The organism is Kitasatospora sp. NPDC088779 (assembly GCF_040685395.1).
In the GTDB taxonomy this organism is placed as follows: Bacteria; Actinomycetota; Actinomycetes; order Streptomycetales; family Streptomycetaceae; genus Kitasatospora.
Genome location: NZ_JBFBHW010000026.1, coordinates 60,726 through 81,657, shown reverse-complemented (window position 1 = coordinate 81,657; position 20,932 = coordinate 60,726). Strand labels below are relative to the sequence as shown.

Annotated in this window: 17 protein-coding genes; 9 read left to right on the top strand and 8 right to left on the bottom strand. The window is 75.4% G+C overall.

The genetic code is table 11. The annotated features are described in order from the left end of the window. Nucleotides 1-7: 7 nt before the first annotated feature. The 4 genes from AB0P03_RS23915 (at nucleotide 8) to AB0P03_RS23900 (ending at nucleotide 4,743) form a co-directional block, all read left to right on the top strand. Entirely contained in the window at nucleotides 8-1,069 is a 1,062-nt protein-coding gene (locus AB0P03_RS23915) for an ROK family glucokinase (protein WP_363579652.1), read from the top strand. A gap of 114 nt (nucleotides 1,070-1,183) precedes the next feature. Next, nucleotides 1,184-2,977 (top strand): gamma-glutamyltransferase, encoded by a 1,794-nt coding sequence (ggt, locus tag AB0P03_RS23910; protein WP_363630666.1) that lies wholly within the window; start codon nucleotides 1,184-1,186, stop codon nucleotides 2,975-2,977. Between the two features lie 136 nt (nucleotides 2,978-3,113). Beyond that, entirely contained in the window at nucleotides 3,114-3,917 is an 804-nt protein-coding gene (locus tag AB0P03_RS23905) for an exodeoxyribonuclease III (protein WP_363616790.1), read from the top strand. A gap of 154 nt (nucleotides 3,918-4,071) precedes the next feature. Continuing rightward, nucleotides 4,072-4,743, top strand: a complete 672-nt coding sequence (locus AB0P03_RS23900; protein WP_363630664.1) for a hypothetical protein — start codon at nucleotides 4,072-4,074, stop codon at nucleotides 4,741-4,743. A gap of 71 nt (nucleotides 4,744-4,814) precedes the next feature. Here AB0P03_RS23900 and AB0P03_RS23895 read toward each other — a convergent pair whose 3' ends face one another. Beyond that, nucleotides 4,815-5,606: a lysoplasmalogenase gene (locus tag AB0P03_RS23895; RefSeq protein ID WP_363630662.1), complete on the bottom strand. Its 792-nt coding sequence runs from the start codon at nucleotides 5,604-5,606 to the stop codon at nucleotides 4,815-4,817. 236 nt (nucleotides 5,607-5,842) lie between these two features. On the opposite strand from AB0P03_RS23895, the gene AB0P03_RS23890 reads away from it, so the two are divergent. Continuing rightward, nucleotides 5,843-7,636: a DUF2398 family protein gene (locus AB0P03_RS23890; protein ID WP_363630660.1), complete on the top strand. Its 1,794-nt coding sequence runs from the start codon at nucleotides 5,843-5,845 to the stop codon at nucleotides 7,634-7,636. A gap of 164 nt (nucleotides 7,637-7,800) precedes the next feature. Here the strand turns inward: AB0P03_RS23890 and AB0P03_RS23885 are convergent, their stop codons facing one another. The 4 genes from AB0P03_RS23885 to AB0P03_RS23870 all read right to left on the bottom strand — a co-directional run bounded on the left by AB0P03_RS23885 (nucleotide 7,801) and on the right by AB0P03_RS23870 (nucleotide 11,757). Then, the gene (locus tag AB0P03_RS23885) at nucleotides 7,801-7,986 is read right to left on the bottom strand and encodes a hypothetical protein (protein WP_350875387.1); all 186 of its coding nucleotides are present in this window, start codon (nucleotides 7,984-7,986) and stop codon (nucleotides 7,801-7,803) included. A 118-nt stretch (nucleotides 7,987-8,104) separates the two neighbouring features. After that, nucleotides 8,105-9,748, bottom strand: a complete 1,644-nt coding sequence (locus tag AB0P03_RS23880; RefSeq protein ID WP_363579201.1) for a BCCT family transporter — start codon at nucleotides 9,746-9,748, stop codon at nucleotides 8,105-8,107. A 244-nt stretch (nucleotides 9,749-9,992) separates the two neighbouring features. Next, a complete protein-coding gene (locus AB0P03_RS23875) occupies nucleotides 9,993-10,652 on the bottom strand; it encodes a TetR/AcrR family transcriptional regulator (RefSeq protein WP_363630658.1) in 660 nt (219 codons plus the stop codon). 205 nt (nucleotides 10,653-10,857) lie between these two features. Beyond that, complete coding sequence (locus AB0P03_RS23870; protein ID WP_363630656.1) at nucleotides 10,858-11,757, bottom strand: acyl-CoA thioesterase II; 900 nt, start codon at nucleotides 11,755-11,757, stop codon at nucleotides 10,858-10,860. A gap of 136 nt (nucleotides 11,758-11,893) precedes the next feature. On the opposite strand from AB0P03_RS23870, the gene AB0P03_RS23865 reads away from it, so the two are divergent. The 3 genes from AB0P03_RS23865 (at nucleotide 11,894) to AB0P03_RS23855 (ending at nucleotide 17,154) form a co-directional block, all read left to right on the top strand. Beyond that, nucleotides 11,894-13,324, top strand: a complete 1,431-nt coding sequence (locus AB0P03_RS23865; protein ID WP_363630654.1) for an SWIM zinc finger family protein — start codon at nucleotides 11,894-11,896, stop codon at nucleotides 13,322-13,324. Beyond that, nucleotides 13,321-16,092 carry a DUF6493 family protein gene (locus AB0P03_RS23860; RefSeq protein WP_363630652.1) on the top strand — a complete coding sequence of 924 codons (2,772 nt, stop codon included), beginning with the start codon at nucleotides 13,321-13,323 and terminating at the stop codon, nucleotides 16,090-16,092. Before AB0P03_RS23865 ends, AB0P03_RS23860 begins: the two co-directional genes overlap by 4 nt. A gap of 117 nt (nucleotides 16,093-16,209) precedes the next feature. Next, nucleotides 16,210-17,154, top strand: coding sequence for a DUF389 domain-containing protein (locus AB0P03_RS23855; RefSeq protein WP_363630650.1), 945 nt, complete (start codon nucleotides 16,210-16,212; stop codon nucleotides 17,152-17,154). Between the two features lie 34 nt (nucleotides 17,155-17,188). Here the strand turns inward: AB0P03_RS23855 and AB0P03_RS23850 are convergent, their stop codons facing one another. The 3 genes from AB0P03_RS23850 to AB0P03_RS23840 all read right to left on the bottom strand — a co-directional run bounded on the left by AB0P03_RS23850 (nucleotide 17,189) and on the right by AB0P03_RS23840 (nucleotide 19,751). Next, entirely contained in the window at nucleotides 17,189-18,373 is a 1,185-nt protein-coding gene (locus AB0P03_RS23850) for an MBL fold metallo-hydrolase (RefSeq protein WP_363630699.1), read from the bottom strand. 347 nt (nucleotides 18,374-18,720) lie between these two features. Next, nucleotides 18,721-19,173 carry a MaoC family dehydratase gene (locus AB0P03_RS23845; protein WP_363579191.1) on the bottom strand — a complete coding sequence of 151 codons (453 nt, stop codon included), beginning with the start codon at nucleotides 19,171-19,173 and terminating at the stop codon, nucleotides 18,721-18,723. A 134-nt stretch (nucleotides 19,174-19,307) separates the two neighbouring features. After that, the gene (locus AB0P03_RS23840; protein WP_063350036.1) at nucleotides 19,308-19,751 is read right to left on the bottom strand and encodes a pyridoxamine 5'-phosphate oxidase family protein; all 444 of its coding nucleotides are present in this window, start codon (nucleotides 19,749-19,751) and stop codon (nucleotides 19,308-19,310) included. A 202-nt stretch (nucleotides 19,752-19,953) separates the two neighbouring features. On the opposite strand from AB0P03_RS23840, the gene AB0P03_RS23835 reads away from it, so the two are divergent. After that, the gene (locus AB0P03_RS23835) at nucleotides 19,954-20,808 is read left to right on the top strand and encodes a hypothetical protein (RefSeq protein ID WP_363579189.1); all 855 of its coding nucleotides are present in this window, start codon (nucleotides 19,954-19,956) and stop codon (nucleotides 20,806-20,808) included. Nucleotides 20,809-20,932 lie beyond the last annotated feature (124 nt).

The following is a 20,932-nucleotide window of genomic DNA, read 5'->3' as shown; positions in this document are numbered from 1 at the left end:
GCCCACCCTGCTCGGCCTCGGCCCCCGCGCCGAGCGCCGCCGCCGTGCCCTGCCCGCCGGGATACTGCGACTGCCCACCATCGGCGTCGACATCGGCGGCACCAAGGTGGTCGCCGGAGTGGTGGACGGCGAGGGCAAGGTGCTGGAGAAGCTGCGCACCGACACCCCCGACAAGAGCAAGAGCGCCAAGGTCGTCGAGAACGTCATCGTCGACCTGGTGCTGGAGCTCGCCGACCGGCACGACGTCCACGCCGTCGGCATCGGCGCGGCCGGCTGGGTCGACGCCGACCGCTCCACGGTGCTGTTCGCCCCGCACCTGAACTGGCGCGGCGAGCCGCTCCAGCAGGCGCTCAGCGAGCGGCTGCGCTTCCCGGTGATCGTCGAGAACGACGCCAACGCCGCCGCCTGGGCCGAATGGCGCTTCGGCGCCGGGCGCGGCGAGGACCACATGGTGATGCTCACCCTGGGCACCGGCATCGGCGGCGCCGTCGTCCGCGACGGCTACGTCGACCGCGGCAAGTACGGCCTGGCGGGCGAGTTCGGCCACATGCAGGTGCTGCCCGGCGGCCACCGCTGCCCGTGCGGCAACCGCGGCTGCTGGGAGCAGTACTCCTCCGGCAACGCGCTGGTGCGCGACGCCCGCGAACTCGTCGCCGAGGAGTCCCCGGTGGTGCAGACGCTGCTCGCCCGGGCCGGCGGCACCGTCGAGGGCATCACCGGACCGCTGGTCACCGAGGCCGCCCGGGCCGGCGACCCGACCGCCACCGAACTGCTCTACGAGGTCGGCACCTGGCTCGGCGTCGGCATCGCCAACCTGGCCGCCGCGCTCGACCCGGGCCGCTTCGTCATCGGCGGCGGCGTCTCCGAGGCCGGCGACCTGCTGCTCGGCCCGGCCCGGGACACCTTCCGCCGTACCCTCACCGGGCGCGGCTTCCGGCCCGAGGCCAGCATCGTGCACGCCGCACTCGGCAACGAGGCCGGCCTGGTCGGCGCCGCCGACCTCGCCCGGCAGGTCGCCCGCCGGTTCCGCACCATCAAGCGGCGCCGGGTCGAGCGCAGCGGCGTCTGAGCCCTTTCGCCTGATTCGGTTCCGTCAACTACCGGTTGGTAGCGGTGCGGTGTGATTGTCGGGATCATGCCTCCTGTGAGACAACGGAGTTGACGTCGACTCAGGAGGACTCGGATGAGGGCTCTGGCCCGGATCGCACCACCGTTGCTGCTCGCCACCGCCCTGGTCTGGTCCTGCGCCGGGCCGGCCGGGGCGGCGGGGGCGGCCCCGCCGCCGAAGGCCCCCGAGGCGGTGGGCCGGGGCGGAGCGGTGGCCAGCGTCGACGCCGACGCCACCGCGGCCGGCATCGAGGTGCTGCGCAAGGGCGGCAACGCGGTCGACGCGGCGGTCGCGACCGCGGCCGCCCTCGGCGTCACCGAGCCCTACTCCTCCGGCATCGGCGGCGGCGGGTACTTCGTCTACTACGACCACGCCAGCGGCCGGGTGCACACCATCGACGGCCGCGAGGTGGCCGGCCGCACCGCCGACAGCGGGCTGTTCCTGGAGGACGGCAAGCCGCTGGCCTTCGCCGACGCCGTCACCAGCGGCCTGTCCGTCGGCGTCCCCGGCACCGCCGCCACCTGGGACACCGCCCTGCGCCAGTGGGGCACCCGCACGCTCGCCGACGCCCTCGAACCCGCCGAGCGGATCGCCGACAACGGTTTCGTCGTCGACCAGACCTTCCGCGGCCAGACCGCCGACAACTACGACCGGTTCAAGGACTTCCCGGACACCGCCAAGCTCTACCTGCCAGGCGGCAAGCCCCCCGAGGTCGGCACCGTCCTGCGCAACCCCGACCTCGCCGCCACCTACCGGCTGCTCGCCGAGGACGGCGTCAAGGCCTTCTACCAGGGCGACCTCGGCAAGGACGTGGCCAACACCGTCCAGCACCCGCCGGTCGACCCGGCCTCCGGCCGCAAGGCCCGTCCCGGCAAGATCGACACCGCCGACCTCGCCGCCTACCAGGTCCGCCGCCAGGCGCCCACCCACGTCCCGTACCGCGACTACGACGTCTACTCCATCGCCCCCTCCAGCTCCGGCGGCACCACCGTCGGCGAGGCGCTCGGCATCCTGGAGGACGGCGACCTCGGCGCGTACAGCGACACGCAGTACTACCACCACTTCCTGGACGCCTCCCGGATCGCCTTCGCCGACCGCAACCGCTGGGTCGGCGACCCGGCCTTCGGCGACGTCCCCACCAGGGAACTGCTCTCCGCGCGCTACGCCGCCTCCCGGGCCTGCCTGATCAGCCCCGACCGCGCCCTCACCAGCCCGCTCGCCCCAGGCGACCCGCGCCACCCCGCCGACTGCGCCGAGGCCGGCCCCGCCGTCGCCGAGCCCTACGAGGGCCCCAACACCACCCACCTCAGCGTGGCCGACCGCTGGGGCAACGTCGTCTCCTACACCCTCACCATCGAGCAGACCGGCGGCAGCGGCATCACCGTCCCCGGCCGCGGCTTCCTGCTCAACAACGAGCTCACCGACTTCGACTTCACCCCGCTCACCCCGGGCGTCCCCGACCCCAACCTGCCCGGCCCGGGCAAGCGGCCGCGCTCCTCGATCTCCCCGACCATCGTGCTGCGCGACGGCGAACCGCTGCTGGCCACCGGCAGCCCCGGCGGCGCGACCATCATCACCACCACCCTCCAGGTGCTGCTCGGGCGGCTCGACCGGGGCCTGAGCCTGGAACAGGCCATCGCCGCACCGCGCGCCAGCCAGCGCAACACCGTCGCCACCCAGGCCGAGCCCGGCTTCCTGGCGCTGCCCGAACGGGCCGCCCTGGAGGCGCTCGGGCACAGCTTCACGTCCGTCGCCGAGATCGGCGCCGCCACCGGCGTCGAACGGCTGCCGGACGGGCGGTGGGTGGCCGCGGCCGAACCGGTCCGGCGCGGGGGCGGCTCCGCGGCGGTGGTCCGGCCCACGGGCTGACCGGGCCGCAGGCCGGCCGGGCCGTACTGTCGGTGCCGGGCGGTATGTTCGGGGTGGGCGTCCCCTCGGGGGGTGCCCACCCCTCGTCTTGACCGAAGCACCCGTCCGTACCGAACCACCGGGAAGGCCGCCCGCCGTGACCGTCCGCATCGCCACCTGGAACATCAACTCCGTCACCGCGCGGCTGCCCAAGCTCCTGGAGTGGCTGGAGAGCGCCAAGCCCGACGTGCTCTGCCTCCAGGAGCTCAAGTGCGCGGCCGACGCCTTCCCGTACGAGGAGGTGCGCGCCCTCGGGTACGAGACCGCGGCCCACGGCACCGGCCGGTGGAACGGCGTCGCGATCGTCTCCCGGATCGGCCTGGACGACGTCGTGCGCGACCTGCCCGGCCAGCCCGGCTATCTCGCCGACGGCGCCCTGCTGCCCGACGTCGAGCCGCGCGCCGTCGCCGCCACCTGCGGCCCGGTCCGGGTCTGGTCGGTCTACGTGCCCAACGGCCGCGAGGTCGACCACGCCCACTACCGCTACAAGCTGGAGTGGCTCCAGGCGCTGCGCACGGCCGCCACCGAGGACGCCGCCGGGCCCCGCCCGTTCGCCGTCCTCGGGGACTTCAACATCGCTCCCGCCGACGAGGACGTCTACGACGTCGCCGCCTTCGAGGGCCTCACCCACGTCACCCCCGCCGAGCGGGCCGCGCTGGAGGCCCTCGGCGAGGTGGGCCTGCACGACGTGGTGCCGCGCCCGCTCAAGTACGACCGCCCCTACACCTACTGGGACTACCGCCAGCTGGCCTTCCCCAAGAACCGGGGCATGCGGATCGACCTCACCTACGCCAACAAGCCGTTCGTGGACGCCGTCACCGACAGCTACGTGGACCGCGAGGCCCGCAAGGGCAAGGGCACCTCGGACCACGCGCCGGTCGTGGTGGACCTCGACCTGTGAATCACCCTGGGTGAGGGGTGGTAACCCGAACGGTCCCGACCGGTGGCCGGGGCCGGGCGGGCTGCCTACTGTCGGGCATAACCGGGTGCAGTTGTTCGACCACGTGGACATCGGAGTCCCCCCGGCTGCGCCCGAGAATCCCGGAGGTTCCGGCATGCGCCCCATGCGTACGGCCGCCGCCGCCCTGATCGGCGCGACGGTGCTGACCGGCCTGACGGCCCCCCTCGCATCCGCCAGGGACGGCTCGGCCTCGGTCAGCCCGCCCCAGGCCGCACCGGGCCAGACCGTGAAGCTCACGGTCTCCTGTGAGAAGTCGGACAAGCCCGACGCCAAGACCATCACCGCCCACTCCGCCGCGTTCGAGGGCGGTCCGGCCACTCTCACCCTGGGCTCCGACGGCAAGCACAGCGGCTCGGCCCGGCTGGCCGGCCAGCACTCCGGGGACAACAGGATCGACGGCACCTGCCCGGACGGCGGGGCGTTCTCCACCAAGGTCGCGGTCGCCGGCGTCCCGGTCGCCGGCTCCGACAGGGGCTCCGACAAGGGCTCCGACAAGGGCTCCGAGAAAGGGCCTGAGAAAGGCGCCGAGAAGGGTCCCGAGAAGGGTCCCGAGAAAGGCCTCGGCGACTGGGGCAAGGCGGCCGGCGAGTGGGCGGGCTCGCTCGGCCAGTCCGGCGCCGGCGGCCAGCAGGTCGCCCCGCACGGCGCCGTGAACACCGGCCTCGGCGGTTCGGTCGCGGCCGATCCGGCGGAGCTGGCCGGGGGCCTGGCCCTGGTGGCGGGCGGCGTCGGAGGCTTCTGGCTGCTGCGGCGGCGCGGTGCCTGATGGGCACCGCCGCCGTTTTGTTTTCCCCGCGCGCCGTCGGACCCTGACCGGGCCGACGGCGCACAGGCGTGTCAGCCGGCCTGCGGCGCGGGCTTCCGCTGCTGCTGAGGCCCGTGCCCGGTTTCCTGCCCGTGCTTGTTCTCGTGCCCGAGTTCGAGCTCACGGTGCCCGTGCCCGTGCTCGTGCTCGTGCCGGAGGGTGCCGCTGGCCAGCAGGTACTGGGCCAGGACGTACGTCGCCATGATCCAGAACTGGTGCCCCGGCAGCTCCCGCCACTTCGCCAGCTGGGTGGCGATCAGTGTGTCGGACAGCAGGAACAGCGCCCCGCCCAGCCCGGTCCGCCAGCCCAGCCCGGCCGAGGTGACGGCCGTGGAGGCGAGCAGCAGGCTGTAGCCGGCCACCGGGATCCGCAGGTCCCCGAGGTCCGGCCAGAGCTGCCCGACCATGGCCACCCAGGCGGTCGCGTACGCGGCCGCCACCACCAGGGCCCGCCGACGGTCGGTCAGCGCCCCGCGCCGGACGAACATCGTCACGTAGCAGACGTGCGCCGCCGCGAACGAGCCCATCCCGGCCAGGAACGCGGTGTCGTTCTTCAGCTGGAGCAGCACGTCCCCGCCCGCGCTCAGCAGCAGTGCCGGGGCCAGCGGCTTCGGCGCCCGCCGCCCGGCGGTGGCGGCCGCGGCGACGCTGTGCGCGGCCAGCAGCGGCATCAGGGCCGGCTTGGTGGCGTTCTGCAGCACGGACGCGCCGGAGGCGATCGCGCCCAGGTGCGTCGCCGAGGCGGCCGCGAAGCCGCCGAGCAGGCCGGCGGCCGAGCGCAGGCGGCCGCCGAGGACGGCACGGGTGGTCGTACGGATGCTCATGCGGCTGCTGACCTCCGGGGTCGGGCGGTGGGGGGGAGTGGGACGAACCCTAGGCGACCCGCCGGTGCGGCGGAAGAGCGGGTTACCGGCGCGTAACCCGGGTGGTGCGGGGCGGGTGACAGCGCGGCGGCGGGTGCGGGCCGGCGGGTGGCGTAGCGGAGGGCGGCCGGTCACTTCGGCGCACGGCCGGTTGCTGCCGCCGGGTGACCCGGCCACCGTCTAGTCTGGTCCCCGACATGGAGCAGCAGGAGTACGCGGTCGGCGCCACCCGGGTGGCCACCGGCAGGCCGGACGGGCGCACGGGCGGGACGGGGCGGAGGACCACCGACGCCCTCCTCGCCGTACGCGAACCCGCGGCCGGGCCGGCGCCCGAAGCCGTGTCCGGCCCCCGTGCTGACGCCGCGCCGACCAGGCCCGCGCCGGAGCCGGGCGCCGCCTCCGCGCTCTCGCCCGACCCGGGCCTGCTCCGGCTCGCCCACTGGTTCGCCGCCGCCACCCCCGGCACCGCCGACGACCTGTGCGCCGCCTCCTTCGGCCTCTACCCGGCCCGCCATCTCGGCGCCCCCGCCGTAGCGGCGCCCGACGCCGACGTCAGCTGGTGGCACGGCCCCACCGCGCACGCCACCGCCGCCCTGCGCTCCCGGGGGCCCCGCCCCGTCGGCGGTCTGCGCCGCGCCCGGCGGGACGCCTCCGCGCTGCCCGTCGTCCGGTCAGGTGCCAAGCCGGGCAGGCCCGGCAGGCACCGCAAGCCCGAGCGCACCCGCCCGGTGCCGGGCGCGCAGGATCGTTCCGGCCAGGACCTTCCGATACCGGCCCCGGCCCTGCCCGTCGCGGACGTTTGCGCCCCGGCCCTTCCCGCCGTCGACCTGCCCGCCGCCGAACGCCGGATCGCCGCCCGGCTGCTGCTCGCCCACCCGCTGGTCACCGCCTCCGGCCCGCACGCCGACGGCTTCCCGCTGATCCGCCGTCACCGCGACTGGCTCGTCGAACGCTTCGACGCCCTGCTCGGCTACCGGCTCGTCGTCGGCCCCTGGCACGCCCGGCTCTGCAAGGCCGGCCTCGGCCCCGGCGCCGCCCGCCGCCTCGAACACCCCGCGACCGGCGCCCCGTTCACCCCCGCCGGTTACGCCCAACTCGCTCTCGCCCTCGCCCTGTTGGTCGACGCCCCCGAGCAACTGCCGTACGGGCGGCTGCTCGACGCCATGCGCGCCGCGGCGCCGGGCCTCGCCGCCGGCCCGGCCGACCGCGCGATGGCCCTCGCGGCGCTCGCCGACTGGCAGGTCCTCGGCGACCTGCCGGCCGACCCTGCCGTCCGGGCCGCCGTACTGACCGTCGACCGCGAACTCGCCCGCGCCGTCCCGGCCGGCCCGCCCGCCCTCGCCGCCGACGCCGCCGACCTGATCCGCCGCGCCGCCGACGCCGAACCCGCCACCGCCGTGCGCCGTCTGCTCGCCGAGACCCCCGCCGTCCTCGACGCCGACCTCCCCGAGGACCGGAGCGCCTGGCTGCACGAGCACCGGCTGAGCGGCCCGGCCGCGCTCGCCGACTTCCTCGGCCTGGAGACCGAGCTGCGGACCGAGGGCGTCGCCCTGCTCGACCCGGCCGACGAGCTCACCGACCTCGTCTTCCCCGGCGCCGGCCACCTGCCGCAGGCCGCCCTGCTGCTGCTCGAACGCCTGGTGGAGGAAGTCCGCCCGCTGCCCGGAGAGAGCACCACCGGCGGCGACGTCCCGATCCCCGACGCGCTGATAGACGGCCTCCTCGGCGACATCGCCGACGAGTACGGCCTCCCGGCCCGCTGGCGCCGCGACTACCTCGCCGACCGGACCGCGCTGCGCCGCGACGCCCTCGACCTGCTCCACAACCTCGGCCTGATCACCCCCACCCCCCGCGGCAGCCGCCCCCCGGGCTGGCTCCTGCGCCCGCCCGCCGCCCGCTACGCCCCCGCCCCGGACTTCCACCCCGTCCCCGGCACCGGCCGCCACTCCCGCCCCGCGCCGGCCGGGGCCCGGGAGCAGCGGCGCGCCTGAGGCCGGTTCGCCGCCCAGCTCCGCTGTCGCGCCTCGCTGTCGCGCCTCGCCGCTCCGCCGTCGCCGGAAAGGCGGAAGCACCGCGTCCGGGGGCGGACGGCGGTGCTGAAGGGGTGGATCGGACGGTCAGTCGGTCTCTTTCTCTCCGCTCGCTTTCTCGCGGGTCACTTTCTCGCGGTGGCCGTGGTGGCGGCGAGGGTGCCGTGCTGGACGGTCTCGACGGTGGCGCCGACGCCGAAGGTGCCGAGGGCGATGGAGGCGAGGACGGCGGTGGCGGCGAGGAGTCGGCGGTGGCGCCGGGGGAGCGGGAAGCGCGGTTCCTGGTAGGGCGCCTGAGGGCTGGCGTTCATGACAGGGAGGGTTCCAGGGTGGTGTGAACGGTCGGTACGCGCGGGTGAAGTCCGGGCGGGGGTTGGGCGTCGGTTGGCCGCGTACGCCCCACCCGCGCGGGTGAGGCGTACGCGCTGGTCAGCGGCGTGGTGTGCGTTCGGCGAGGGCCTCGCCGACGGCGACCCGGACGGCGTCGCGCAGGCCGTGCACGGGGTGCAGGCGGGACGGGCCGGCGGCCGGGTCCTCGCGGAGCTCCTTCACCAGGGACACGCAGAGCAGCAGCATCACGACCACGAACGGCAGCGCGACCAGGATCGTCGCGTTCTGCAGCGCGGTGAGCCCGCCGGCCAGTAGCAGGGCGGCGGCGACCCCGCCCATCAGCACGCCCCAGACGACCACGAGCCAGGTGCGCGGGTGCAGCGAGCCGCGGCTGGAGAGCGAGCCGAGGACGAGGGAGGCGGAGTCGGCGCTGGTGATGAAGAAGGTCATCACCAGCAGCACGGCGACGACGCTGGTGGCGGAGCCGAGCGGCAGCGAGCGCAGCATCTCGAACAGCGAGGCCTCCGCGCCCTTCGGGATGGTCGCGACCAGGTCGGCCGTGCCTGTGGTGACCAGCCGGATCGCGGTGCCGCCCATCACGCAGAACCAGATCACGGTGGCCCCGCTGGGCACCAGCAGGACGCCGAGCAGGAACTGCCGGATGGTGCGGCCGCGGGAGATGCGGGCGATGAAGGTGCCGACGAAGGGGGCCCAGGAGAGCCACCAGGCCCAGTAGAAGATCGTCCAGGAGCCGAGCCAGCTCTCGTCGGTGAAGGCCCCGGTCTGGGTGGACATGCCGAGCAGGTCGGAGAGGTAGCCGCCGACGGTGGAGGGGATCGCGTCCAGCGTGAACACCGTCGGGCCGAACACGAAGACGAAGAGCATGATCAGCGAGGCCAGGACGACGTTCGCGGTGGAGAGCCACTTGACGCCCTTGTGGACGCCGGAGAAGGCGGAGAGCACGAAGGCGGCGGTCAGCGAGCCGATGATGATCAGCTGGGCGTTCTGGGTGTTGCGCACGGAGGTGATGTAGCCGAGGCCGTCGGCGACCTGGAGCGCGCCGAGGCCGAGGCTGGTGGCGGAGCCGAAGACGGTGGCGAAGACGGCCAGCAGGTCGATCGCGCGCCCGGCCCAGCCGTCGGCGCCGCGCTGGCCGATGAGCGGGACGAAGGCGGCGGAGATGCGGTTGCCGCGGCCCTTGCGGAAGGTGGTGTAGGCGAGGGCGAGGCCGCCGACGGCGTAGATCGCCCACGGGTGCAGCGTCCAGTGGAACAGCGAGAACTCCAGGGCCTGCTGGGCGGCGGCCGCGCTCTGCGGTTCCAGGCCGGAGCCGGGCTGCGGGGTGGCGAACAGCTGGAGCGGCTCGCCGACGCCGTAGAACATCAGGCCGATGCCCATGCCGGCGCTGAACATCATGGCGACCCAGGCGAGGGTGGAGAACTCGGGTTCGTCGTCGTCGCGGCCGAGCCGGATGCGGCCGAAGCGGCTGAAGGCGAGCAGCACGGTGAGGACGAGGAAGACGTCGGCGGCCACCACGAACAGCCAGCCGAAGTTGTGCAGGACCCAGCCGAGCGCGCTGCTGGAGGTCCGGCCGAGCGAGTCCTCGGCGAAGACTCCCCAGGCGACCACGGCCAGCACCAGGGCGGCGCTGATCCCGAACACCGCCCGGTCGGCGGGCAGGGTCGCGGCGGGTTCGTCGGGTTCCTCCGCGCGTTGGTCGGGCTGCGGCGGCTGGCTGCTCATCGGGTGGACTCTCCTGCCTCGGGGCGGACGTGGGCTTCGGCGACATCGGCGGATTAAAGCTGCATGTCGCACTATGTCCAGTTCGTGCCGCGAGGGGCGGGAGGGCGCGCCGGGGAGGCGGAGGGTGGGGACTTACGTCCTGTCAGGCCGGGTGCTCATGGGCCGGGGCGCGCGCGGCGAGCCGGAACCACGGGCGGAAGCCGTCCGGCACCGGGGAGTTGAGCCGGCTGTCGCGTCGGACGGGTCAGGGCCGGTGGGCGCCGGACGGGACCTCGTACGGCGCCGGGTACGGCGTCTCGTACGGGTTCAGCACCAGCCGCACCACGTCCTCCAGCCGCCGCCGGGCGTCGCCGAGGGTGGTGCGCCCGGTCACCCAGGCGGTCAGCTCGCCCTGCCAGGCGTGGGCGACGATGTGCCGCACCAGGTCGCTGGCGGCGGCCGGCACCTCGGTCGTCACCGCCTGGAGGGCGGTGCTGTCGGCCCGGGCCATGCCCTGCAAGGTCTCGCTGGCGAACGGATCGGTGGAGGCGGCGACGGCCACCCGCAGCCGGGCCAGCTCGGGCTGGCGCTGGTAGGCCCGCATCCCGCCGCGGACGAAGCGGACCGCCCGGTCGGTGGCCCCCCGCCCGGCGCGCGGGCCGCGCAGCTCCGCCACCAGGTCGGCCAGCAGCAGGCGGTGCCACTCGGCGATCGCCGCGGCCAGGAGGTGGTCCTTGGAGGAGAAGTAGCGGTACGCCGTCCCCAGGGCGACTCCGGACCGCTCGCAGACCTGTTTCATCTGCAGCCGTTCGACGCCGATCTCGTTCACCAGGGCGAGCGCGGCCGCGATCAGGCTTCCGCGGCGTTCGAGCTGGCGCGGAGACATCGCCTCCACCGGCCGTGGTGACAGGTCAACCTTGGTCACCCGCACCATGATACGGGCCGGGGCCGCTCAGGAGTATGACGCCGACCGGCCCCCTTGCGTTCGCCGTGCGGTCACCGTCGCCGGGGTCCGGGCCGCCGGCCCGTTCCGCCCCGGCCCGTTCCGCCCCGGCCCGTTCCGCCCCGTCCCGCGTCGCCCCGCGCCGTCCCGTCCCGCGTCGCCCCGCGCCGTCCCGTCCCGCGCCGGGTCAGCGCAGCCGGCGGATCAGCGACTCCTGCACGGCGGAGGCGACCAGCCGCCCGTCCCGGTCGTAGAACTCGCCGAGCGACAGCCCCCGGCCGTCCGAGGAGGACGGGCTGCGCTGGGCGAACAGCAGCCACTCGTCGGCCCGGAACGGGCGGTGGAACCACATCGCGTGGTCGAGCGAGGCGATCAGCAGCCGGGGCGGCTCGGTGCGCTGGAAGAAGTTCGGCTGCTCGTGCAGCCCGGCGGTGGAGGCCAGCGTGAGGTCGGAGAGGTAGGTGAGCGCGCAGACGTGCAGGAGCGGGTCGCCCTCGGGCAGCGGGGATGCGATGCGCAGCCAGACGAACTGCTGCGGCATCCCCGGCACGGACGCCGGCACGCCCGGCGCGTCCGGCGGGACGAAGCGCAGTTCGAGGTCGCGGAAGCCGCCGGTGCCGGTGATCGCCGCGCGCAGGGCCGGGTCCCAGAGCGAGAAGGCGTCCGGCAGGGTCTCCGGCCCGGGCAGCGGCGGCATCGTGCGGTGGCGGTCGGTCGCGGTCTCGGGGCGCTTGAAGGAGGCGGAGAGGGTGAAGATCGCGTTCTGGTTCTGCACCGCCGTCACCCGGCGGGTGGTGTAGGAGACGCCCTCGCGGACCCGTTCGACCTCGTAGCGGATCGGCTGGGACGGGTCGCCGGGCAGCAGGAAGTAGCCGTGCAGCGAGTGCACCGCGCGCGGGCCCCCGCAGGTGCGGCCGGCGGCGGTGAGCGCCTGCGCGGCGACCTGTCCGCCGAAGGCGCGCATCGGCGCCCCGGCGTGGCAGCGGCCCCGGAACGTGTTCTCGTCCAGTCGTTCCAGCTCCAGCAGTCCGGCGAACGAGCCGGCCGGGCGGTCGGCCCGGATTTCCTGTTCGGTCAGGTCGGTCACGGGCCCATAGTGGCAGAATTCCGCCGCGCCGCGATGTGACCTGGGTAACGCTCGGGGGCTCCGGCATCCGGTAGAACCTGTTCCAGTGCGGTCGCGGCCCGACGGATTGTCAGTGCCCTCACCTAGCGTGTTCGACATGACGCAATCCGCACACGCGTACGCCTATCTGCGCCCGTCCGCCGTCCTCGACGGCGCCGACGGCCGGCGCCTCGACCTGGCCACCTCCGGCGGCGCCACCCCGCTCGGGGAAACGGCCAACCCGCGCTTCTTCGCGGGCTTCCTGGCCGACCCGGCGCCGGCCGCCGCCGCGCTGCTCGCCGTCGCGGACGTCGCCGCCGCGCGGTACTACCAGCCGCAGCTGCGCGCCTCGCTCGACCCGGTGGTCACCGCCAACGGGGACCGGCTGCGCTTCGAGTCGTTCTCCGGCTGCTGCGGCGTCTACGCCCGGCTCGACGTGCTCCAGGCCGGCCTCGACGGCGACGAGATCGGCCACGGCACCACCAACGTGGACGTCAACAACCCGCTGCGGGAGGCCCTGACCAGGATCGGCCCGAGCGACCCGCTGCACCTCGCGGTCGGGCCGGACGCGCTGGAGGTCACCAGCTTCGACGGGCCGCTGGTCGAGAAGAAGGTGCCGCTGCCGCAGCGCTGGCTGCGCGGCTTCGCCGAGACCCAGGTCGTCGCCGCCGGCTTCGACCTGCGCGCCGAACTGCCCGCCGCCGAGGCGGTCCGCTTCCTGCGCTCGCTGCCGCGCGGCGGCCGCTCCAGCACCGCCTGGGTCGTCCCGGCCGGGCGGACGCTGCGGCCCACCACCCGGCCGGTGCCCGGCGCCGTCTGCCTGCCCGGGCCCGACCGGCTGGTGGCGCTCCAGCGGGTGCTGCGGCACGCGCTCGCCCTGCGGGTGTACGGCCCGGTCGCCGCCACCGGCCCGGCCGCCTCGGCGTGGGAAGTGGTCCTGCCCGGCATGCGGCTCACCCTGACCCTCTCGCCCGACGCCTCCCGGGGCTTCTCCGGCGAGGGCGGAGTGCTCGGCGCGCTCGCCACCGGCACCGCCGAGCAGGACGCCGACCTCGTCGCGGTACTGCTCGCCTGGGAGCCGCGGATCGAGGTCGCCGACCTCGCCGAGCAGTCCGGGCTCAGCCACGAGCGGGTCCGCGCCGCGCTCACCCGGCTCGGCACCGCCGGGCAGATCGGCTACGACACCGCCGAGGCCGCCTACTTCCACCGCCAGCTCCCGTACGACGCCGGGCGGGCCGAGGCCGCCAACCCGCGGCTGCGTGCCGCCCAGGCCTTGGTCGCGGCGGGCGCGGTGCGGCTGGAGCCGGGCGGCACGACGGCCGTCGTCATGGTGGACGACCACATCCAGCGGGTGCGTACGGACGAGGCGGGGCGCCTCGGCTGCACCTGCCTCTGGTGGGCCAAGTACCGTGGCGGGCGCGGTCCGTGCAAGCACGCGCTGGCGGTCGCGATGGTGCGGGAGGCGGCCCAACGGGCGGCCGGGGAACAGGTTCCGGCGGTCCCGGCGGTCCCGGCGGTTCCGACGACGGATAAGGGGGTCCAGGCATGAGCGCGGCGGCAGGGGGGTCGGAGGCGGTGCGGGGCGCGACGGCGGTGGCGCCGATGCCGGAGGCGGTGCGGGGCGAGGCGGCGGTCGAGGACCTGCTCGCCGCCGTCCGGGGCGGACGGATGCCGCAGATACCGGCGCTGGTCGCCGCGCTGGACCAGGCGCAGCGCCGGGACTGCCTGCTCGCATTGAAGGCGCTGCGCAAGGAACTGCGTGACGAGTGGTCGAAGGAGGCGCTCGCCACCAGGGGCGCCCTGCTGCTGGCCGGCGCCGGCTGCCACCCCGGCCCGGCCGGGGCCGCCACCTGGCTCGGCGCCCGCGACTTCACCTCGCTCGGCTGGGCCCGCCACCCGGCGGTGGGCCAACTCGTCGCGGCGCAGCCGGTGGAGTGGCAGATCGAGGTGGCCACCCGGCTCGCCGCCCGGCCGGCGCCGAGCTGGGGCTGGGCGCTGTACCCGGTGATCGAGGCCGTGGTGCGCCGCACCGGCTGCGCGGTGCCGCAGAGCGAGCCCTTCGTCCGCGAGTGGATGGAACGCCAGCGCCGGGGCAGCGGCGCACGGCCCACCCTGGTCGAGCTGCTGCGGGCCGACGCGTTCACCCCGCTGCTGCTGCCCCGGGTGTTCGAACTCGCCGACATCGGTGGCGCGGTGTCCTTGCGGTTCAGCCCCCGCCCCGGGGACGCCTTTACGGAGGCGATCGCCGAACTCGCCGCCGCCGGCGACCTCGACCGGGCCGACCTGATCGACCGCTGCCTGGCCCGGCTGCTGCGCGGCGGCAAGCAGGCCGACCAGCGGTTCTTCCTCGACGTGCTGCGGGCCTTCGCCCTGACACCGCAGGAGTACGCCGCCCGGGTCCGGGACGTGGTGCCGCTGCTGGACGGGCTGTCGGTGGTCGCCGGGCACGCCCAGGACGTGCTCGCCGGGCTGGACGAGGCCGGGCTGATCGAACCCGAGGTACTGGTCGAGTCCTCCGCGGTGGTGCTGTTCCGGGCCGAGAAGAAGCTCGTCCGCGCCCAACTCGGCTGGCTGGAGCGCGCGGCCCGGCGCGCACCCGGGCGGTCCGGGCCGGTGGTGCTCGCGGCCGCCGAGGCGTTCGGGCACCCGGACCAGGCCGTCCAGGAGCGGGCGCTGAACGTGGTGGCCCGCCACCTGCGCGCGGCCGGGGAGGCCGTCCTGCCCGAACTGCGGCTCGCCGCCGAGGCGCTGAACCCCGCCCACCACCGGCGCGCCGGCGAACTGTTCGGCGCACCGGTCGGTGGCGACGGCGACGACGACCCGGACACCGGGTGGAACGAACTCCTCCCGCCCGCCCCCCAGCCCCTCCCGATCGGCCCGCCGATCGCCTCGGCGGCCGAACTCGCGCAGGAGCTGTCCGCCCTGCTCGCCGCCGACGAGCCGGAGCCGGCGGTCTTCGAGCGCGTGCTGGACGGCCTGGTCCGCCAGGCCCACCAGAACCGGGCGGCGCTCGCCGAGGCGCTGGAGCCGGTCCGGCGGGTCCACCCGTGGAGCGGCGTCGGCCGCTGGCACGACTGCTCGCCCCGGGACGTCCTCTACGTCGCGGCCGCGGTGGCCGGCGAGGCACCGCCGCACCGGATCTGGGACTTCCTCGGCGGCAAGAAGAAGCACTCCCCGCTGCGCGGCCAGAACGACACCGCGCAGGGCACCGCCCTCGCCGCCCGGCTGGAGGAGGCCGCCTGGCAGGTGACCGCCGACCGGCCGCCCTACCTGCTGGCCATCCCGACCGACACCACCGGGGCGCTCGACCCCGGCACGCTGGTCGAACGCCTCGCCGGGTACCAGGCGGCGGGCATCACCCCCGGCCGGGCCGACCTGTGCGCGGCCCTGCTGCGGGTCGGCCCCCGCGCCGACGCCGGGGTGCTGCGCGCCGCCGAGGCGCTCACCTCGCCGTCCGGGCGGTGGGCCGCCCAGTGGCTGCGCACCGGCGGCCTGCCCGACCAGCCGTCCGAGCGGGTGCTGTTCGCCCCCGGCCGGGGCTCGAAGCACGGCCACCAGTACGCGGACCGCTGGTGGGAGGACGTCCGGCGGGTGGCCGTCGCCCAGCCCGGCATCGGGGCCGGCCCGAAGGGCCCGGACGGCGAGCGGCTCGCCCCCGAGTTCAGGGCGCTGCTGGAGGGCACCGAGCCGAGCGTGGCCCGGGCCCGCAAGGTGGGCGGCTGGACGTGGCGGCCCACGGCGCACTGGGCCGCGATGCTCCCCTGGCACCGGGAGGAACTGGCGGCCCGGTGGCTCGACCACTTCGCCGCGGGCGCCGACCGGGACGAGCGCGACACGGGCCGGCTGCTGCCCGCTCTCGCCGAGGCCGGCGGCCCGGCCGGGCTCGCCCTGCACCTGGCGCTGGCCTACGGCCTGGGCGCCCGGCACACCGAGGACCGGACGGCGGCCGTCGACGCCCTGCTGGTGCTCGCCGCCCGCGGCGACCTGGACGGCGCGCAGCTCGGCCGCGAACTCGGCGCGCTGGTCGACTGCGGCGCGGTGAAGCTCAACCGGCTCGCGGCGGCGCTCGCCCTGGCCGCCGGGACGGGCGCCTACGGCACGGTCTGGTCGGTGCTCGAGCCCGCGCTGCCGGCCCTGCTGGGCGGCGAGGGCACGCCCGCCCGGGGCCTCGGCGACCTGCTCGCCCTCGCGGCGGACTGCGCCCGGCGCACCCGCGCCCGGGGGCCGGTGGCCGAGGTGACGGCGACGGCGGAGCAGGGCGGATCGAGCCGCCTGGTCAAGGAGGCCCGCGCCCTGCGGGACGTCCTGGCGGGGTGACACCGCGGCCGCCAGCAGGGCGAGGAGCACCACCGGGTGACGGCGGATCGCTGGCGGCGTCGGGTCACGGCCTAGGGTGGGCGGGACTTTCGCCCGCCCCGTCCCACCGGAGTGCTCGTGTTGCACCTGCGCCTGATCGTCCCGCCCGACCTGCGGGAGCCCGTGCTCAGCAGCCTGGACGCCGCGGTCGGGGTGACGCACGTCGTGGTGCTGCCGGGTGCGGCCGTACGGCCTGCCGGGGACGTGGTGCTCTGCGACGTCGCCCGCGAGTCGGCGGACGAGATCCTGGGGGTGCTGCGCGGGACCGGCCTGCCCGAGCGCGGGGCGATCGACGTCTCCGGCATCGAGCTGACCCTCTCGGCGGCCGCCGACGAGGCCGAGCGGCTGGCCCCGGGGGAGGGGGCCGACGCGCTGGTCTGGGAGTCGGTCTCCGAGATCACGCACGAGGAGTCCACCCTCACCTGGGTGTTCCTGGCCTTCCTCACCGTGGCGACCATGCTGGCCGCGTGCGGCGCGGTGCTGGACAGCGCGATCCTGGTCGTCGGGGCGATGGCGGTCGGGCCGGAGTTCGGGCCGCTGGCCGGGCTGTGCGTGGCGCTGGTCCAGCGGCGGCTGCGCCCGGCGCTGCGGTCGCTGAACGCGCTGGTCACCGGCTTCGCGGTGGCGATGGCGCTGACCGTCGGGTTCTCTCTGCTGATGGACGGGCTCGGGCTGTTCAGCGAGGCCCAGTTCGCCGCCGCGCGGCCGAACACCTCGTTCATCTGGCAGCCCGACGCGACGTCCTTCGTGGTCGCCTTCCTGGCGGGCATCGCGGGCGTGCTCTCGCTGACCTCCTCGAAGGCCGGGATGATGGTCGGAGTGGCGATCTCGGTGACCACGGTGCCCGCCGCCGCCAACGCCACCGTCGCGCTCGGGTACGGGGAATTCCGCCAGTTCTCGGGCTCCAGCGTGCAGTTGCTGCTGAACCTGCTGGGGATCGTGCTGGCCGGGGTGCTGACCCTGCTGGTGCAGCAGCGGGCCTGGGCGCTGATCCGCCGCCGGCGGCCGGGGGCGGACAAGTGACGGCGGGCAGGTAACAGCGAGCAGATGACGGATTTCAGCGAGCAGATCTTGAGATCTGCTCGCTGAAATCTGTCGCCCGTTCCCGGTCCGGCACCGCGCTGCGGTCCCGGACCAGCGGCTCGATGCCGCGAGGCGTGGCCGCGACCGCGCGCCACCACAGCCGCAGCGCGGGCGGGTCGACCGGTTCGAAGGGCTTGCCGGGCCGGGGCACCGCCAGCCGGGCGCCGAGCGCCTGGGCAGCCGTGACCACCCGTTCGGCGGGCTCCTCCCAGGGGTGCGTCGCCAGGTTGAAGGTGCACCAGTGGATCGGCAGCAGCAGATCGCCGCCGAGGTCCAGGTGCGCCCGGACGCCCTCCTCGGGCGTCATGTGCACCTCGGGCCAGAAGTCGCTGTACGCGCCGACCTGCATCAGCGTCGCGTCGAACGGCCCGAGCCGGCGGCCGATCTCGGCGAAGCCCGGGAAGTAGCCGGTGTCCCCGCTGTGGAAGATCCGGTGCCCGCCGCCGGCCACCACCCAGGACGCCCAGAGGAACAGCGCGCTGGTGCGCGGGCCGCGGCTGCAGTAGTGCCGGGCCGGGGTGGCGGTGAGGGTGAGCCCGGCGACCTCGACCGACTCCCACCAGTCGAGTTCGGCGATCCGCCGGGCCGGTACTCCCCAGCGCTCCAGGTGCGCGCCGACGCCGAGCGGGACGGCGAACACCGCGTCCGTTCCGATCAGCTCGCGGATGGTGGCCATGTCGAGGTGGTCGTAGTGGTCGTGGGAGATCACCACCACGTCCACCGGCCCGAGTTCGGACAGCGGCAGCGGCATCGGGTGCAGCCGTTTGGGCCCCGTCCAGGCGAACGGGGAGCAGCGCTCGCCCCACACCGGGTCGATCAGGACCCGCCGCCCGCCGATCTCGGCGAGCACGGTGGCGTGGCCGAGCCAGGTGAGCCGCAGTCCGGAACCCGGCGGCAGGGCGAGGTCGACCGGGAGCAGCCGGTGCACGGGTACGGCGGCGGTCGGCGCCCGGCGGGTCTTGTCCCCGGTCAGCTGGGCGCGGGTGATCTCCAGCGGGCTGCGCTCGTAGACCAGGCGGCGGGTGGGCAGCGGGTTGCGGAAGGCGCCGTCGGCGAACTGCGGGGAGCGGTGGATCCGGGCCAGCCGTTCGCCCCGGGGCTCGGCCCCGAAGGCCTCGGCCCGGACCCGGTGCCAGGCCGCGCGGGGCAGTCGGGCCAGGTCCGACCCGGTGCGGTTCGCCGTCGGGCCGAGGGCCGGGCTGGTGGTCGGGCTGCTGGTCGGCGGGGTGGTGAACTGCGAGGACAGACCGGCGAGGCGGGAGAACCAGGGGGCGGGGCGGGGCAAGGCTCCTCCAAGGACGGTCACGGCTACCGGGCGTGCCGGGGCGCGTATCCGGGCGGCTGGTGAGGCCGCTGCGATACGACAACCATCTCGTCGGAGATTACTCGTCATGGGCCGTCCGGACCTGGTGAGCGGCCCCGCGCGGGCCAATCGGCGTACCCCGCCCCGGCCGCGCGCCCAGGGCCACCGCCCGGTGCCGCTACGCGGAGAACCGTCCGGTACCGCTACGCGTAGAAGCGGGTGATCGTCTCCGCGACGCAGTGCGGCTTGGCGCTCTCCGCGCTGGTGATCGTGAACCGCACCACCGCCTGGACCCCGCCCGGCACCTCGGTGGCCGAGAGCAGTTCGGCGGTGGCCCGGATCGCGGTGCCCACCGGCACCGGCGCCGGGAAGCGCACCTTCTCCGAGCCGTAGTTCAGCGCCATGCGCACGCCCTCGACGCCGTAGCACTCCTTCGCCAGCACCGGGATCATCGACTGGGTCAGGTAGCCGTGCGCGATGGTCGAGCCGAACTGGCTCTCCTTGGCCCGCTCCGGGTCCACGTGGATCCACTGGTGGTCGCCGGTCGCCTCGGCGAACAGGTCGATCTGCCGCTGTCCGATGGTGTGCCACTCGCTGGTGCCCAGTTCGGTGCCGACGGCGGCGGTCAGATCGGCGAGGGAGGCGAAGCTCGTCACGGTGCGCTCCTGGGGGAGGGGTCAGGACGCCGGAAGCGTATGCGTACCCGCCGGTATCTGTCAGCGGTGCGGAACGCGGGAACCCGGGGACACAGGAACGCGGGAACCCGGGGGCGCGGCGGCCTGCGGGTGTTTCAGGACCGCAGCGCCCCGCGCCCCAGCGCGTCCTGCCCGGTCGGGAACAGCCGCCGGCCGCTGACCAGTTCCGGCACCAGCGCGACGAACAGCGGCTCCGGGTCCCCCACCCACGGCCGCAGGCCGGACCGCAGCACCCGCCGCACCTGCTCGGGCTCGCGCACCACGTCCGCCCGGCCGTGGACCAGCACGCTCCAGCCCGTCCGGGTGACCGGGTCCAGCAGGTCCGCCTGGAAGGCCACCACCGTGCCGTCAAGCCCGCGCGCGGTGGCACTTCCCCGGCGCACGGCGAGCACCAACCGCCCGTCCAGGACCTCGAAGGAGACCGGTAGCACGGCCGGCAGCGCGTGCTCGGTGTACACCACGCGCCCGACGGGCACGGTGCTGAGCAGCCGCAGGCACTCGGCCTCGCTCAGGGTCTCCACACGGTCCTCACGCTCCATGCGTCCGATCGTCCTCCGGTCGGCGCGCGTGCCGATAGGGCCCATGGTCCCTGAGCGGACGGGCCGGGAGCCCCGTAGGTGGCCGCCCGGAGCGGTAGCCTGCCCGGCGGCGGTACGGTACGCGCCCCTGCTCACCACGGCAGCGGCGGGCGCGGCGGGCGGCCCCGGGTGCGCCGGGGCCGGCATGGGAGGGGGCGTGCGGATGGCGGGCGGGGTCGACCTGGTGGTGATCGGGGCGAACGGCGGGCCCGATCGGGGCTTCGGGGGCTCGGCGCTGGCGCCGGACGGAGCCCGGCTGCTCGCGCGGGTGCTGCCCGGGATGTGCTTCGACGTCGGCGCGGCCGGCTGCCGGGTCACCGAAGTGGCGCCGGACGCGGACGCCAACGCGATGCTCACCGCCGTCCGGGAGGCCGCCCAGCACCCGGGCCGGTGGCTGGTGGTCTGTCTGGTCGGCCAGTTGGCGGTCGATCCGCGCGGGCGCCGGCTCGCCCTGGTGACCGGCGGCAGCACCGCCGACAACGCCTACCGGCGCGGCCTGGCCTGGGACTGGGTGGTCAGCGCGATGGTGCACGGCGACCACGAGGAGGCCCTGCTGCTGGTCGACGCGGTGGCCGACCGGGACACCTGGGCGGCGCTGGAGCGCGGCGGCGGCGAGGACGGCGCGGGCGAACTGCTGGCCTACCCGCGCGTCCCGCTGTGGGGCCGGGTCGGCCGGTACACCCCGGGCAGACGCGGCCGGGACGCCGTACTGCCGGGTGGTGAGGGCTCGTTCAGCCACGCCCTGACCACCGTGCTGCGGCAGGGCGTCCCGGGTGCCCCGGCCGCCGTCGCCCCGCTGGACCTCCAGCCGTCCGTCGCCGCGCTGCTCGACGGGGGCGAAGCGCCGGGTAGTTCGGGTGCGCCGGGCGCGCGCCTGCTCGTTCCGCCGCAGGGCGGGCGCCTGTTGATGCGCAATCGGGCCGCGGTTCGGGGCGCATTGGCCGGATTGTCGCTTTCCGAAGAACTGTTGGCCGTTCTGTGGCGGGAAAGTGCCCCGACGGAACCGCCTTCCGCGTAAGGTCAGGTGGCCTGAGGTGTTGCCGTGATGGGGTGGGTTGGCGAAGAATCGATCCCCAGCGGAAACACCTGCGGGACGACGGAATTCTTCCGGCGGCCACGGATCATGAATCGGTCGGTCGCGA

Bases quoted from the DNA above. Each gene is read 5' to 3' on its own strand.
- AB0P03_RS23835 (WP_363579189.1), top strand. From the start codon at position 19,954: ATGGCGGGCGGGGTCGACCTGGTGGTGATCGGGGCGAACGGCGGGCCC.
- AB0P03_RS23865 (WP_363630654.1), top strand. From the start codon at position 11,894: ATGACGCAATCCGCACACGCGTACGCCTATCTGCGCCCGTCCGCCGTC.
- AB0P03_RS23895 (WP_363630662.1), bottom strand. From the start codon at position 5,606: ATGAGCATCCGTACGACCACCCGTGCCGTCCTCGGCGGCCGCCTGCGC.
- AB0P03_RS23880 (WP_363579201.1), bottom strand. From the start codon at position 9,748: ATGAGCAGCCAGCCGCCGCAGCCCGACCAACGCGCGGAGGAACCCGAC.
- AB0P03_RS23840 (WP_063350036.1), bottom strand. From the start codon at position 19,751: ATGGAGCGTGAGGACCGTGTGGAGACCCTGAGCGAGGCCGAGTGCCTG.
- ggt (WP_363630666.1), top strand. From the start codon at position 1,184: ATGAGGGCTCTGGCCCGGATCGCACCACCGTTGCTGCTCGCCACCGCC.
- AB0P03_RS23890 (WP_363630660.1), top strand. From the start codon at position 5,843: ATGGAGCAGCAGGAGTACGCGGTCGGCGCCACCCGGGTGGCCACCGGC.
- AB0P03_RS23900 (WP_363630664.1), top strand. From the start codon at position 4,072: ATGCGCCCCATGCGTACGGCCGCCGCCGCCCTGATCGGCGCGACGGTG.
- AB0P03_RS23860 (WP_363630652.1), top strand. From the start codon at position 13,321: ATGAGCGCGGCGGCAGGGGGGTCGGAGGCGGTGCGGGGCGCGACGGCG.
- AB0P03_RS23885 (WP_350875387.1), bottom strand. From the start codon at position 7,986: ATGAACGCCAGCCCTCAGGCGCCCTACCAGGAACCGCGCTTCCCGCTC.